The organism is Amycolatopsis mediterranei, from assembly GCF_026017845.1.
GTDB lineage: Bacteria > Actinomycetota > Actinomycetes > Mycobacteriales > Pseudonocardiaceae > Amycolatopsis > Amycolatopsis mediterranei.
The window spans coordinates 9,364,366-9,378,635 of record NZ_CP100416.1 but is presented as its reverse complement, the minus strand read 5'-3'; the positions used below and the strand labels follow the sequence as shown (position 1 = coordinate 9,378,635).

Annotated in this window: 14 protein-coding genes; 8 read left to right on the top strand and 6 right to left on the bottom strand. The window is 71.0% G+C overall.

All coding sequences use genetic code 11. The features are described 5' to 3' along the window. Positions 1–6 precede the first annotated feature (6 nt). The 5 genes from ISP_RS42390 to efeU form a co-directional block, all read right to left on the bottom strand. Complete coding sequence (locus ISP_RS42390; RefSeq protein ID WP_013229937.1) at positions 7–1,140, bottom strand: GDSL-type esterase/lipase family protein; 1,134 nt, start codon at positions 1,138–1,140, stop codon at positions 7–9. Beyond that, positions 1,137–1,706: a TetR/AcrR family transcriptional regulator gene (locus ISP_RS42385; protein WP_034284050.1), complete on the bottom strand. Its 570-nt coding sequence runs from the start codon at positions 1,704–1,706 to the stop codon at positions 1,137–1,139. Before ISP_RS42385 ends, ISP_RS42390 begins: the two co-directional genes overlap by 4 nt. A gap of 62 nt (positions 1,707–1,768) precedes the next feature. Continuing rightward, a complete protein-coding gene (gene efeB / locus ISP_RS42380) occupies positions 1,769–3,043 on the bottom strand; it encodes an iron uptake transporter deferrochelatase/peroxidase subunit (RefSeq protein WP_013229935.1) in 1,275 nt (424 codons plus the stop codon). After that, a complete protein-coding gene (gene efeO, locus ISP_RS42375; RefSeq protein ID WP_013229934.1) occupies positions 3,040–4,185 on the bottom strand; it encodes an iron uptake system protein EfeO in 1,146 nt (381 codons plus the stop codon). Before efeO ends, efeB begins: the two co-directional genes overlap by 4 nt. Continuing rightward, positions 4,182–5,027 carry an iron uptake transporter permease EfeU gene (gene efeU, locus ISP_RS42370; RefSeq protein ID WP_013229933.1) on the bottom strand — a complete coding sequence of 282 codons (846 nt, stop codon included), beginning with the start codon at positions 5,025–5,027 and terminating at the stop codon, positions 4,182–4,184. Before efeU ends, efeO begins: the two co-directional genes overlap by 4 nt. 435 nt (positions 5,028–5,462) lie before the next feature. On the opposite strand from efeU, the gene ISP_RS42365 reads away from it, so the two are divergent. Next, the gene (locus ISP_RS42365) at positions 5,463–6,209 is read left to right on the top strand and encodes a murein transglycosylase (protein ID WP_013229932.1); all 747 of its coding nucleotides are present in this window, start codon (positions 5,463–5,465) and stop codon (positions 6,207–6,209) included. A gap of 220 nt (positions 6,210–6,429) precedes the next feature. Here the strand turns inward: ISP_RS42365 and ISP_RS42360 are convergent, their stop codons facing one another. Beyond that, the gene (locus tag ISP_RS42360) at positions 6,430–6,834 is read right to left on the bottom strand and encodes a tetratricopeptide repeat protein (RefSeq protein ID WP_034284181.1); all 405 of its coding nucleotides are present in this window, start codon (positions 6,832–6,834) and stop codon (positions 6,430–6,432) included. Between the two features lie 72 nt (positions 6,835–6,906). Between ISP_RS42360 and ISP_RS42355 the strand changes: the two genes are divergently transcribed. The 7 genes from ISP_RS42355 (at position 6,907) to ISP_RS42325 (ending at position 14,143) form a co-directional block, all read left to right on the top strand. Beyond that, positions 6,907–7,353 carry a VOC family protein gene (locus tag ISP_RS42355; RefSeq protein WP_013229930.1) on the top strand — a complete coding sequence of 149 codons (447 nt, stop codon included), beginning with the start codon at positions 6,907–6,909 and terminating at the stop codon, positions 7,351–7,353. An 87-nt stretch (positions 7,354–7,440) separates the two neighbouring features. Then, complete coding sequence (eno, locus tag ISP_RS42350; protein ID WP_013229929.1) at positions 7,441–8,727, top strand: phosphopyruvate hydratase; 1,287 nt, start codon at positions 7,441–7,443, stop codon at positions 8,725–8,727. Between the two features lie 194 nt (positions 8,728–8,921). After that, positions 8,922–9,284 carry an FtsB family cell division protein gene (locus tag ISP_RS42345; protein ID WP_013229928.1) on the top strand — a complete coding sequence of 121 codons (363 nt, stop codon included), beginning with the start codon at positions 8,922–8,924 and terminating at the stop codon, positions 9,282–9,284. 126 nt (positions 9,285–9,410) lie between these two features. Beyond that, positions 9,411–9,920 (top strand): DUF501 domain-containing protein, encoded by a 510-nt coding sequence (locus ISP_RS42340; RefSeq protein ID WP_013229927.1) that lies wholly within the window; start codon positions 9,411–9,413, stop codon positions 9,918–9,920. Between the two features lie 140 nt (positions 9,921–10,060). Beyond that, positions 10,061–11,239 (top strand): lytic transglycosylase domain-containing protein, encoded by a 1,179-nt coding sequence (locus tag ISP_RS42335; protein WP_013229926.1) that lies wholly within the window; start codon positions 10,061–10,063, stop codon positions 11,237–11,239. A gap of 27 nt (positions 11,240–11,266) precedes the next feature. Next, entirely contained in the window at positions 11,267–12,220 is a 954-nt protein-coding gene (locus tag ISP_RS42330) for a Ppx/GppA phosphatase family protein (protein ID WP_013229925.1), read from the top strand. Between the two features lie 294 nt (positions 12,221–12,514). Beyond that, on the top strand, positions 12,515–14,143 hold the full coding sequence (locus ISP_RS42325; protein WP_230468607.1) for a peptide ABC transporter substrate-binding protein: 1,629 nt from the start codon (positions 12,515–12,517) through the stop codon (positions 14,141–14,143). Positions 14,144–14,270 lie beyond the last annotated feature (127 nt).

The following is a 14,270-nucleotide window of genomic DNA, read 5'->3' as shown; positions in this document are numbered from 1 at the left end:
TTGAAGTCAAGCTTCGAGGACCAGCGAGGCGAACCGCGCGCCGATCCGGCGGTGGGCCGCCGGGCACGGGTGGAGGTCGTCCGGCAGCGGTAATTCCGCGAAGTCCTCCGAGCCGTACAGCGAAAGGCCGTCCAGGTAGGTCAAGTGCGGGTCCGCGGCCTGCCGCTGCGTCACGATCCGGGCCAGCTCGGCGCGGATGACCTCCAGCGTCAGCTTGCCCGCCGCCCGCTCGGCCGGGTCGCCGGTCGCGCGGAACCGGACTTCGCCGGCGGCCAGTGCCTCGTGGTCGAAGTCGCCCGGCCCGGGTGTCTGCTCGTGAATCGGGCAGTACAGCGGCGAGACGACCACGAGCGGGGTGTCCGGGTGGCCGTCGCGGATCGTGTCGAGGAAGCCGTGCACCGCGGGCCCGAACGCGCGCAGGCGCATCAGGTCCGCGTTGACCACGTTGATCCCCAGCTTGACGCTGATCAGGTCGGCGGGCGTGTCGCGCAGCGCCCGCGCGGTGAACGGGTCGAGCAGCGCGTTGCCGCTGAAGCCGAGGTTGACCAGCTCGACGCCGGCCGCGGCGGCGGCGAGCGCGGGCCACGTCGTCGCGGGGCTCGCCGCGTTCGAACCGTGGCTGATCGAGCTGCCGTGGTGCAGCCACACCCGGCCGAGCGGCACGGGCTCGACCGGCGCGTCGGTGCGCAGGGCGACGAGCTCGGTGAGCTCGTTGTGCGGCAGCCAGAGCTCGACGTCCTTGGGCTGCCCGCCCAGCCCGGCGAACCGGACGACACCGGGCGGCCCCGCGGTCAGCGACGACGCCCCGGTCGCCATGTCGACGTTCAGGGTGTTGCCGCCGGTCACACTCGCCTGGGCGGCCAACGAGCCGTCGATCACCAGGTCGTACACGCCGTCCGGCCGCGGCGGGGCGCCGGCGTAGACCTGCTTGGTCGGCAGCGTCGCCAGCTCGACGACGTCCGCCCGGGTCCGGAACCGCAGCCGGACGCCCGCGGGCTGCGCCTCGGCCATCGCGAGCCGCGGGTCGGTGTTCTGCGCCCGCGCGCGAGCCGGCAGCCGGTGCGGCACCAGGCCGCGCTCGGTGCGTTCGAGTTCGAGGGCGCCGCGGACGAGTTCCGCGGTCAGGGGGGTGTCGATCACGATCGTGGCCAATCACGCAGGAGGGAATCGAGGACGTCGAGGATGCGGGCCCAGCTCTCGGGCGCGGCGGGCGAGCTGTGGTCGAACCCGCCCTGGGTTTCGAGGCTGACGAACCCGAGGAAGACGCTGCCCAGCAACCGAACGGCGTGCGTCTCGTCGGGCCCGGTCAGGTCGTAGCCGCGGAGGATCGCGCGCATCATCTCGGCGTGCCGGGGCCCGGCGCTCGCGGCGGCGGTCTCCGGATCGAGCCGCAGCTGTGCGGCGGCGTACCGGCCGGGGTGCTCGCGGGCGTAGTCGCGGTAGACGTCGGCGAAGGCGACGAGCGCGTCCCGCCCGGCCCGGCCCGCGAGCGCGGCGGCGGCCCGGTCGGCGAGCTCGGCCAGCGCCAGCAGCGCGACCTTCGTCCGCAGCTCGTGCGCGTTCTTGACGTGCGAATACAGGCTGGCGACCTGGACGCCGAGCCGCCGGGCCAGCTCCGACGGCGTCACCGCGGCGAAGCCCGCCTCGTCGGCCAGCTCCGCGCCGGCGCGCACCACGCGTTCCGTGGTCAATCCTGCCCGAACCATGAACCTTCTCCCTGTTGCCTAAAGCCAGGCTAGCTCAACCTAAAGGCTTTAGGCAACCGGGGTCAGGAGAACAGCGCGTCCGCCCAGCTCGACTCGCGGGTCACCCCCGGCGGGACCGCGAAGTGCGCGGAGCCGGTGTGCTGGACGTACTCCATCATCGCGTCCTTCGACGACAGCGCCTGCTGCATCGGCACGTACTGCTTCCGGGTGTCGCGGTTGAACGCCAGGAAGAACAACCCCGCTTCGAGGTGCCCGACGCCGTCGGAGCCGTCGACGAAGTTGTAGCCGCGGCGCAGGATCCGGACGCCGTTGAGCGCCTGGTGGGAGGCCAGCCGGACGTGCGCGTCCTCCGGGATCACCTTCTCGCCGCCCGCGCCGCCGACGTCGAGGTCGAGCTCGTCGAACTCCGCGGTCTGGCCCAGCGGGGCGCCGGAGCCCTTCGTGCGGCCGATGATCTTCTCCTGGCCGTCGAGGGTTTCGCGGTCCCACGTCTCGATGTGCATCCGGATCCGGCGCGCCACCAGGTACGAGCCGCCCGCCATCCAGGCCGGGCCGTCGGCCGCGGTGGCCCACACCTGGTCGCCCAGCACGTCGGGTTCCTCGGCCTTGATGTTGTTCGTGCCGTCCTTGAACCCGAACAGGTTCCGGGGTGTCTGCTGCTCGCGCGAGGTCGACGAGCTGCGGCCGAAGCCGAGCTGCGACCAGCGGACCTCGGTGACGCCGAAGCCGAGTCGCACCAGGTTGCGGACCGCGTGCACCGCCACCTGCGGGTCGTCCGCGCAGGCCTGGATGCACAGGTCGCCGCCGCTGCGGGCCGGGTCGAGCTTGTCCTTCGGGAACAGCGGCAGGTCGATCAGCTGCGGCGGCCGCTTGCCCGCCAGGCCGAACCGGCCGTCGAACAGCGACGGCCCGAACCCGATGGTCAGCGTCAGGTTCGAGGGCGGCAGGTCGAGCGCCTCGCCGGTGTCGCCGGGCGGGGCGTACGCGCCGTTGCCCACCGCGCCGTTCGCGACGACCTCCTGGCCCGCCGTCATCCGGCGGGCGGCGTCGGTCCACGTCTTGAGCAGCTGCCGCAGCTTCTCGCGGTCCTTCGTCGTGACGTCGAGGGCCGCGAAGTGCAGGTTGGCCTGCGCCGGCGTGACGATCCCGGCCTGGTGCTCGCCGTGGAAGTCGACGGTGTTCGTCGACGCCTCGGCGTTGCCGCTCGTCGCCTTGTCGATCCCGATGCCGGCGGCGGCCCCGGCCCCGGCGAGCGCGACCCCCGCGCCCGCCAGGCCGAAGAGCTTCCGCCGCGAGACGCGGGTGCCCTCCGCTCGACTGCCCTCTGCCGACGTCACTTGGAGACGACCTCCGCAACCTTGCTCAGCGGTTCGCTCAGCGCGTCGACGGCCGAGGCGAACTCCTTGACCTGGTCCTGGGAAAGCTCGGTGTAGGACTTGAAGCCGTCACCGGCGCGCTGCTTGTCGAGCAGCCCCTGCACGTTCGCGAACTCCTTGTCCAGAGTGGACACCAGCGCCGGATCCTTGGCCTGCAGGACCGGTCGCAGCGCGGTGATCGCGCCCTTCGAACCGTCCACATTGGCCTGGAAGTCCCAGACGTCGGTGTGCGAGAAGGCCTCTTCCTCGCCGGTGATCTTGCCGGTCGCGACCTCGTCGAGCAGGCCCTTCGCGCCGTTCGCGAGGTCCAAAGCGGACAGCTCGAGCGTCTTCGTCTTGGCGACCAGGTCCTTGACGTCGGTCACCAGCTTGTCGGCGATCTGGCCGCTGTCGGCCTGCAGGCCGGTCTTGAACAGGTCCTTCTCCAGCCGGTGGAAGCCGGTGAACTGCTGGTTCGGCTCGAGGTCGGCCTCGCGGACGTCGATGGCCGGGTCGAGGTCGCCGAACTTCTCGGCCACCGGCTCGATCCGCTCGTAGTAGACGCGGGTGCGCGCGTAGGCGGCCTTCGCCTCGTCGACCTTGCCCGCCTTGACGAGGTCGGCGAACTTGCCCGTCTCGTCCTGCAGCGCGGAGGTGTTGTTCGCGATGTAGTCGGCGTAGCTCTTGGTGGCCTGGGCCTTCTGGGCGTTGCTGTCGTTCTGCTTCGCGACGCCGCCGGTGACCGTGAAGTCGCCGCGGATGCCGGTGCCGGACATGCCGGGCTTGCACGCGGTCTGGTACTTGCCGGCGTCGGCGACCTCGACGATCAGCCGCCGGTTCAGCCCGGGTGCGATGTTCTCGACCTCGCCCATGATCCGGTCGCCCTCGGCGTAGAGGTAGAACTCGGTGACCTTGGCGCCCTTGTTGGTGATCTCGAAGGTCAGGTTGCCCGCGTTGGCCGTGGTCGCGGAGACCTCGCACGCGGTGTCGGACGCCGAGACCTTGATCGGGCCACCGTCGCCCGCGGCACCCGCGGGGTCGCTCTTGCTGTCGCACGCGGCCAGCGTCACCAGGACGGCGGCGCCGGCCAGTACGGCCAGCGCGGGGGTCTTGCGCACGGTCACTCCTTCGAGGCGGCCGCGGCGACGGGCGCCGGCGCGGTCTTCTTGCTGGGCTTGAGGAAGAGGGGCAGCACGACGCCGACGTAGGCGACCCAGGCGACGGCCTGCAGGACGGTCGTCTGCTGCGAGTAGTTGAAGATGCCCTTCAGCAGCGCGCCGTACCAGGACGTCTCGGGCAGCGTGGCCGAAGCGTCGAAGGCGAGGGTGTGGATGCCGGGCAGGAACGCGGCCTCCTGCAGGTCGTGCAGGCCGTAGCCGAGCACGCCCGCGGCGACGAACACCAGCAGCACGCCGGTGATCGTGAAGAACTTGGAGAGGTTGAACCGCACCGCGCCCTTGTAGAGCAGGTACGCGAGCACCACCGCGGCCGCGATGCCGACGGCGAAGCCGATCAGCGGCTGCACGGTCTCCTTCTGCGCGGCTTGGACCGTCGAGTAGAAGAACACCGCGGTCTCCAGCCCTTCGCGCCCGACCGCGAGGAACGACAGCAGCAGCACGGCCGCGGGGCCGACGTCCAGCGCGTCGTCCATCTTCCCGCGCAGCTCGGCGGCGATGCTCTTGGCCGCCTTGCGCATCCAGAAGATCATCGCGGTGACGAACCCGACGGCGACGATCGACAGGCTGCCGCCGAGCAGCTCCTGGTGCTCGAAGGTCAGCTGGGCGGTCGTGAAGGTGAGGACCGCGCCGACGGCGATCGACAGCAGCACCGCGGCGCCGACGCCCGGCCACACCCAGCGCAGCGCGTGGCGCCGGTCCGTCTTGACCAGGAACGCCACCAGGATGCTGACGACCAGTGCGGCTTCCAGGCCTTCGCGCAGCCCGATCAGCGCGCTCGAAAACAACACCGGTTCCGCCTCCCTGAGTTCTGCTTCCGTGATGTTTTTAGGTAAGGCTCACCTGTAAGTCCAGTGAGCGTACGCCCGCATGAGCCGGAGTAATCGGGCAAAAGGGATTCGGTGCCGAAGTTAGGTTAGGGTAACCGCAGGTCAGGGGCCTGCGCGTCGACTCGGTAACAAAATTTGTGATGTCGCTGGCAGGGGGAGGGTTTTTACCCTCCGCTTGCCTGGTCAGGCTGCCGAGGTACGTCTTTCGGGGGTTCCGGGTGGCGGGAGCCCCCGGCCCGGGGCGAAGCCCCGGAGTAGCACGGCCCCTCTTGAGTGCCTCCGTAACCTGTTCGGGTGGCCGATACCGCTCAGCCGACCGTCACCCCTCCGGGACCCCCTCCTTCGGGTGGCCCGCCGCGGCGGTATCTCGGCCGGGCGGCCCTCGCGGTGGGGCTCGTGCTCACCGGCGTGGTCCTGGTCGTCACCATCGGTGTCCGGAACCCGGACGCGCCGGCCGCGTCGCCGCCGGTCCAGCCGGCGCTCGCCATCCCCGAACAGCGTCCGCAGCCCGGCGCCGAGGCGCCGCGGGCCGGGCTCGCCGCGCCGGTCGACCGGCCGCAGGTGTCCGACCGGGCCGAACTCGACGCGTGGGCGGCCCGCGTCGCGGACAAGACGCACATCCCGGTGCGCGCGCTGTCGGCGTACGGGCGGGCGGAGATGTGGATGCAGCGCCAGAAGCCGACGTGCCACCTCTCGTGGGCGACGCTCGCGGGCATCGGCCGGGTCGAGAACGAGCGCGGGGAGTTCGACCTCGCGGCGATCGGCGCGGACGGCCGGGTGGCGAAGCCGGTGGTCGGGCCGCCGCTCGACGGCTCGGCGGGCATCCCGGCGGTGCGCGACAGCGACGGCGGCAAGCTCGACGGCGACAAGTCGTGGGACCACGCGATCGGCCCGATGCAGTTCCTGCCGTCGACGTGGAAGAAGTACCAGGAGCGCGCGAGCGGCGACGGCGGCACCCCGGACCCGCAGAACATCGACGACGCGGCCTTCACGGCGGCGCGTTTCCTGTGTTCCGGGGGCGACGATCTTGGCACCCCGGCGGGCTGGTGGCGGGCGATCCTGTTCTACAACCAGGCCCTCTCGTACGGCCAGGACGTCTTCAGCGCGGCGGACGCCTACGCGGAGGCGAGCGTCGCGCCCTGAGTCAGAGCTCGCGGTCGGCAACGAACGGCGTGACGGCCATCAGCACCAGCAGCAGCAGTCCGGCGTAAGCACCCAGCGTGGCGAAGATCGACATCGTGGTTCCTCCCTGTTCGGTCTGGAACCAGCTTCGCCGGACGAGGGGGTGCCGGACATCGGTCGAGGGGCCCGCCTCGGTCGGCCGAACGGCTGAGGTGACCCGGGCCGTTCGGCCCTGGCCGGCTCAGGGCTCGCGCAGCGCGATGCGGGCCTTGACCTCGCTGATCGCCTCGAGGTACTCCGGCACCGGGTGCATCGCGGAGGCGATCTTCATCTGCGCCAGCGCCTCGACGAGCCGGCCGAGGCGCTGCAGCGTGCGGCCCAGGATGAACCGCGCGTAGTGGTCCGTCGGGTCCAGCTCCAGCACCCGGGTGAAGGCCTCTTCGGCCCGCCGCAGCTGGGCGGAGTGGAAGTACGCGCGACCGGCCAGCAGGTGCACCGACGGTTTGTCCGTTTCGGATTCCAGCAGGGGCCGCAACGCCTTCAGCGCGTCGAGCGGACGACGGCGGCCGACCAGGTCTTCGGCCTGGCGGAAGGCATGGAACCGCGACTCCTCGGGAGGCTGCGAAGCAGCTGCGGCGTCCGTCATGGTCACTCCCACGTTACCGCGAGAGAGGGGCTTGCACACGCCTCCGATCGGGACGTGATGGACTGTGCCGCCATGAGCAGCGGGTACCGGGGCCTGGCGCCCTACCTCTACTACGCCGACGCCACGGCGGCGCTCGCCTGGCTGACCAGGACCTTCGGCTTCACCGAGGAGGTCCGGTTCTGCGACGCGGCGGGCGAGGTCTTCCAGGCGACCCTGCGCGCGGGCGAGGCGCCGATCCAGATCGCGGGCGTCGGGCCGGGCTACTGGCAGGCCAAGGGCGTCGACGGCCCGGTCGGCCAGCTCAACATCGTCTACGTCGACGACGTCGACGAGCACTACGAGCGGACCTCCGCCGCGCTCGGGGACGAGTGCGAGCTCGATCCGCCGCAGGACCAGCCGTACGGCGCCCGGGTGTACACCGTCGCCGATCTCGGGGGCAACAGCTGGACCTTCTGGCAGCAGACGTCCGAGACTGTCGAGCTGCCGCCGGGCTGGCAGGCGATCCGCACCGACGGGTGAGTGACCGGCCGTGCCTCCAACGGGTGAACTGCGGCGACGGCTAGGCTGGGTGCGAAACCGCAGGCACGACGCACCGAGGAGCATGGCGTGGCTCTCATCGAGCAGGTAGGCGCGCGCGAGATTCTGGACTCGCGCGGCAACCCGACGGTCGAGGTGGAGGTGGCTCTCGACGACGGCACCCTGGCGCGGGCCGCGGTCCCCTCGGGGGCGTCGACCGGTGAGCACGAAGCGGTCGAGCTGCGGGACGGCGACACCGGCCGCTACAACGGCAAGGGCGTCGAGCGCGCGGTCGCCGCGGTGCTCGACGAGATCGGCCCGGAGATGGTCGGCATCGAGGCCGTCGACCAGCGGATCGTCGACCAGAAGCTGGTCGACCTCGACGGCACGCCGGCGAAGTCCCGCCTCGGCGCGAACGCCATCCTCGGCGTCTCGCTGGCCGTCGCGAAGGCCGCCGCCGAGTCGGCCGAGCTGGAGCTGTTCCGCTACCTGGGCGGGCCGAACGCGCACGTGCTGCCGGTGCCGATGCTGAACATCCTCAACGGCGGTTCGCACGCGGACAGCAACGTCGACGTCCAGGAATTCATGATCGCGCCGATCGGCGCGGAGACCTTCCGCGAGGCCCTGCGCTGGGGCGCCGAGGTCTACCACTCGCTGAAGTCGGTGCTGAAGGGCCGCGGCCTGTCGACCGGTCTCGGCGACGAAGGCGGCTTCGCGCCGAACCTGGCGAACAACCGCGAGGCCCTCGACCTGATCCTGCAGGCCATCGAGAAGGCCGGCTACACCCCGGGCCGCGACGTCGCGCTGGCCCTCGACGTCGCCGCGACCGAGTTCTTCGCCGACGGTGCCTACACCTTCGAAGGCAGCAAGAAGAGCGCCGAGCAGATGTCGGCGTACTACGCCGAGCTGATCCGCGACTACCCGATGGTCTCCATCGAGGACCCGCTGAGCGAGGACGACTGGGACGGCTGGGTCACCCTGACCGCCGACATCGGCGAGAAGGTCCAGATCGTCGGCGACGACCTGTTCGTCACCAACCCGGACCGCCTGGAGGAGGGCATCACCCGCCGCGCCGCCAACGCGCTGCTGGTGAAGGTCAACCAGATCGGCACCCTGTCCGAGACGCTCGACGCGATCTCGCTGGCCACGTCGTTCGGCTACAAGTCGATGATGAGCCACCGCTCCGGCGAGACCGAGGACACGTTCATCGCGGACCTGGCGGTCGCCACCGGCGTCGGCCAGATCAAGACCGGTGCCCCGGCCCGCGGCGAGCGGATCGCCAAGTACAACCAGCTGCTGCGCATCGAGGAGACCCTCGGTGACGCCGCCCGGTACGCCGGCGAGCTGGCCTTCCCGCGGTTCAGCGCCGAGGCCTGACGCCGATGGCGGACCGGGGGAGGACACGCGGCCGCCGTGGCGGTGGCGGCGGGGCGTCGCGGGCCAACCGGCCCGCACCGGCCCGCCGCCCCGAAGCGGCGCGGCGCCGCACCGGCGACGCGGAAACGACCAGGGCCCGGCTGCGCCGGGGCTTGGCGGCGAAGCGGGCGTCGGGTGCGGCGAAGGTGCTCGGCATGTCCACCACCCGCCGCGCGGCGGTGGTGGCGATCGTGGTGTGCGCGCTGGCGTTCACCATCGCCGTGCCCCTGCGCACGTACCTCTCCCAGCGGACCGAGGTCCGCGAACAGCAGGCGCAGCAGGCCCAGCTGCAGCAGGAGGTCGCTCAGCTCCAAGGCCGCAAGGCGGAGCTGAGCGACCCGGCGCAGATCGAGGCCGAAGCCCGGCGGCGGCTGCGGTACGTCAAGCCGGGCGAGACGCCGTACATCGTCCAGCTGCCGGAGGACAAGGCGCCCGACGCGGCCCCGCCGGCCGGACAGCAGCAGGTCGCGGGCAGCTCCTGGTACGAGAACCTCTGGAGCCAGGTCTCAGGCGGCTGAACCGCAGTGAATGACTCATTCCTGGCGTGCGACGCCAGGAATGAGTCATTCACTGCGGTCGGAGGCGGCTTTGGGGCGCTTGGGGCGCGGGCCGGGTGGCGCGGGGCACGCTCTAACCTTGACCACGTGAACAGCACGCAGCAGCACCGGTTCGAGCCCGTCACCGACGCCGACCGCGAGATCATCGCGGAGCAGCTCGGACGGCCGCCGCGGGCGCTGCGCGCGATCGCCGCGCGGTGCCCGAGCGGGCACCCCTCCGTGGTGCAGACCAGCCCGCGGCTGGAGAACGGGACGCCGTTCCCGACGCTCTACTACCTCACCTGCCCGAAGCTGAACTCGATGATCGGCACCATCGAGGCGTCCGGGATCATGAAGGAGATGACGGAGCGGCTGACCACCGATCCCGAGCTCGCCGCGCAGTACCGGCGCACCCACGAGGTCTACCTCGCCGAGCGGGACGCCATCGAGCCGCTCGGCCACCAGGTCACCGCCGGGGGGATGCCCGGCCGCGTCAAGTGCCTGCACGTGCACGTCGCCCACGCCCTCGCCGTCGGGCCGGGCGTGAATCCGTTCGGTGACGAGACGCTGGCGCTGCTTAAGGCCAACGGGTGGCCCTCGGGGGACTGCGCCGCGTAACACTCGCGCCGCGTGAACAGATAACTGGTCTGGGTGAGCGAAAACCTCGATCGCGTCTCTCGATGGGCTGAAACTCCGCCGCGGGTGCGGCAGGCTGTGTCCCGAGAGCGGCGACCGATCCGGCCAGGAGGGCTCAGAGCATGCGTGTGCGGCGGCTGCGAGACGCAGCCGGAAGCTACGCCCGGAGATTCGGGATCCGCCACCGCACCGCCTACCCCCTGGTCGCCGGCATCCTGGCCGTGGTCCCGGCGCTGGTCGCCGGTGGTGGCACCCTCGGCTGGCTCGGCGGCACCGGTGAGCACACCCGCGACGCCGCGCTCGGCCAGGGCTACGACCCCCGGCAAGCCGCCCTCCAGCAGATCGCCGTCGACGGCACCCTCCCCGGCGCGCCCACCCCGCTGCCGCTGCCGGCCTACGAGCTCCCGGACGGCCCGCTCGGCATCCCGGCCACTGCGCTCGCCGCGTACAAGAACGCCGCCGGCATCCTCGGCCGCGAGCAGCCCGCCTGCCACATCGACTGGGCCCTGATCGCCAGCATCGGCCGGATCGAGTCCAACCACGCGCGCGGCGGGTACGTCGACGCGGCCGGGACCACCCGCGAGCCGATCCTCGGCCCGCAGCTCAACGGCCAGGGCGGGTTCGCCGCGATCCCGGACACCGACCAGGGCCTGCTCGACACCGACCCGGTGTGGGACCGCGCGGTCGGGCCGACCCAGTTCATCCCCGCGACCTGGAAGGGCTACGCGTCCGATGGCAACGGCGACGGGAAGTCCGACCCGAACAACCTCTTCGACGCGGCCCTGGCCACCGGCCGCTACCTGTGCTCCGGCGGCTTCGACCTGGCGAACCCGGACCAGCTGCGCGGGGCGATCCACCGGTACAACAACTCCGACACCTACGTGAACACGGTGATCCTGTGGGCGGACGCCTACCGCAACGGGATCATGCAGGTGCCGGACAGCACGGTGCCGATCGGCGCGCCCAACGCGGCGGCCCTGCCTGCGCCGCCGTCGATCCCGCCCCCGCCGGTGCCGGCGACGACGGTTTCCACGCCGCCGCCGACCACGCCGGGCACGCCGGGCACTTCGGAGCCGCCGACCACGTCGTCGCCCACGTGCGTGCCGCCGACGACGACAACGGCCGTCCCGACGACGATCACCAGCTTCACGACCGTGCCGGCACCGACCGGCACCACCACCGAGACCACCACCACGCCGACGAAGACCACGCCGCCGGAACCGACGTGCGGGCAGATCGTCACGGAGGTGCCCACGTCGGTCGTCCTGATCACGACCACGCCGCCGACGCCTACGACCTGACGCGTCCGGGCCGGTTAGGGTGATCGCATGCCTCGTGTTGCCGCGATCGACTGTGGGACCAACTCCATCCGCCTGCTCGTCGCCGAGCTGACGCCGCGCCACGACGGCACGGTCGACCTGCGCGACCTGCACCGCGAGATGCGGATCGTCCGGCTCGGCCAGGGCGTCGACGCCACCGGCGAGCTGGCCCCCGAGGCGCTCGAACGCACCCGGGCCGCGCTCGCGGACTACACGGTCGCCGCGCGGCGCAAGGGCGTGGAGAAGGTCCGCATGGTCGCCACGTCCGCGACCCGTGACGCGAAGAACCGCGACGAGTTCTTCCGCATGACCCGCGAAACCCTCGGCACCGAGGCCGAGGTGATCAGCGGTGACGAAGAGGCGCGGCTGTCCTTCACCGGCGCGGTGGGCGAGCAGGACCCGGACGACGGCCCGTTCGTGGTGGTCGACGTCGGCGGCGGCTCGACCGAGCTGGTCCTCGGCACCTGGGACGGCAAGCGGGCCGACGTGCTCGCGGCGAAGTCCGTCGACATCGGCTGCGTCCGCATCACCGAGCGCGCGCTGAAGAGCGACCCGCCGACGGCGAGCGAGATCGCGACCGCCCGTGACCTGGCGGGCAAGGTGCTGACGGACGCGTTCGACGTGGTCGACGTCGCCCGCGCCCGGACGTGGGTGGGCGTGGCGGGCACGGTGACGACGCTGTCGGCCATCGCGCTGGGGCTGCCGGAGTACGACAGCGACCGGGTGCACCTGTCCACGTTGAGCGCGGCGGACATCGACAGCCTCGCGTCCCGCCTGCTCAGCGAGGACCACGCCACCCGAGCGGCCAACCCGGTGATCCACCCGGGCCGGGTCGACGTGATCGGCGGCGGCGCGGTGGTGGTCCAGACCCTGGCCGAGCAGCTGGCGGCCCGCGGCGGCCCGACGGAGCTGGTCGTCAGCGAGCACGACATCCTCGACGGCATCGCCCTCTCCCTCGTCTGAGCGGCCCGCTCCACCGCACCGAGACACCCCGCCGCCCAACGCCCGCTTGCTCGCCTGACCGACCGTTCGGCCACCCGGAAGGGGTTGCGCCACAACGGGACCGAGGGTGAGCGCGTGATGACCTGCTGTCCGCGCTACGCCATCCGGAGGATCCGGATTCCTACGTTGGTTGTACTCCAACCAGGTGATCACGACGACCGTCACACATTTGCAACACCGCATTCCTGTGATCGGCTTCATCGCCCCCGATAGCGTGCGTCTCACCTTTCGGACACACCGGAAATGGAGGGGATCATGCGTCGTTCGCGCAGGCTCTGGGGACCCACGGTGGTGATGACCTCGCTGGCGCTCGTGCTGGCCGCGTGCGGTGGCGGTTCGGGCAGCACCACCGCGGGCGCCGGCGAGACGAACCCGGACGGCGCGGTCAGCGTCTACGGCACGGAACCACAGAACGCGCTGGTCCCGACCAACATCAACGACCTGGGCGGCACCAAGGCGATCCAGGTCATGTTCGCCACCCTGGTCGGGTTCAAGGGCGCGGACGCCAAGCCGTTCAACCTGATGGCCGACTCGATCACCACGACCGATTCCAAGGTCTACGACATCAAGATCAAGCAGGGCTGGAAGTTCCACGACGGCACCGAGGTGAAGGCGCACAACTTCATCGACGCCTGGAACTACGGCGCCTACGGGCCGAACGGCCAGCTCAACACCGACTTCTTCTCGAACATCCAGGGGTACAAGGACGTCCACCCCGAGGACGAGAACGCCAAGCCGGCCACGGACAAGATGTCCGGCCTGGTCGCCAAGGGCGACTACGAGTTCCAGGTGACGCTGGACGCGCCGTTCTCGGTGTTCGACATCAAGGTCGGCTACCAGGCGTTCGCGCCGCTGCCCGATGCGTTCTTCAAGGACCCCAAGGGCTTCGAGCAGCACCCGATCGGCAACGGGCCGATGAAGTTCGTCTCGCGGACGCCGAACCAGGACATCAAGCTCACCCGCAACGACGACTACAAGGGTGACGACAAGGTCCACTTCAAGGACCTCGACATCAAGATCTACGCCAGCCAGGAGACCGCCTACCAGGACCTGCTGAGCGGGCGGCTCGACTTCATGGAGGCGCTGCCGCCGTCGGCGGTCGCGGGCGGCAAGTACAAGAACGACCTCGGCGACCGGCTGGTCACCGGCCACCTGCTCGGGATCAGCACCATCGCCGTGCCCTACTACGTGCCGGGGTACAACAACCTCGAGCTGCGCAAGGCCATCTCGATGGCGATCGACCGCGCGCAGATCACCAAGACCGTCATGAACGACACGTACGTGCCCGCGGACGGCTACATCTCGCAGGGCATCGCGGGTGCGCGTCCCGGTGTCTGCCAGTTCTGCAAGTTCGACCCGGCGGCGGCCAAGGAGGCCTTCCAGAAGTCCGGCTTCCAGGGCAAGCTGACCATCGCGTCCAACGCGGACGGTGGCCGCAAGGAACCGCTGGTCGCGGCCTGCAACAGCATCAAGAACACCCTCGGCGTCGAGTGCGACTTCGTGCCCGCGACCGACTTCGGCCAGTGGCGCAGCATCGTCACCAAGAAGAAGCTGACCGGCATGGGCCGCTCGGACTGGTCCGCGGACTACCCGTCCATCGAGGACTTCCTCAACCCCATCTACAAGACCGGTGGGTCGTCGAACGACTCCAGCTACTCGAACCCGCAGGTGGACGCGCTCCTCGGGCAGGCGGACGCCACCGCCGACAAGGACGCGGCGGTCAAGCTGTACCAGCAGGCCGAGGACCTGATCGCCAAGGACCTGCCGTCGATCCCGGTGTGGGACGAGAAGGGCGTCGCGGCGAAGTCGAAGAACCTCAAGTCGGCGGCCCTGGACTTCCGGCGCATGCCGGACTACCCGTCCATCGAGGTCCTGAAGAAGTAGTGACGCGCTGAGAAGCCGCACCCACCACCACGGCGTGGGGGGGGGGGGGGGGGCGGCCCCCCCCCCCCCCCCGCCCCCCGGCCGCCCCCCGCAGCGCGACGCGCGACAGCGCGGCGCGGCGGCGGGG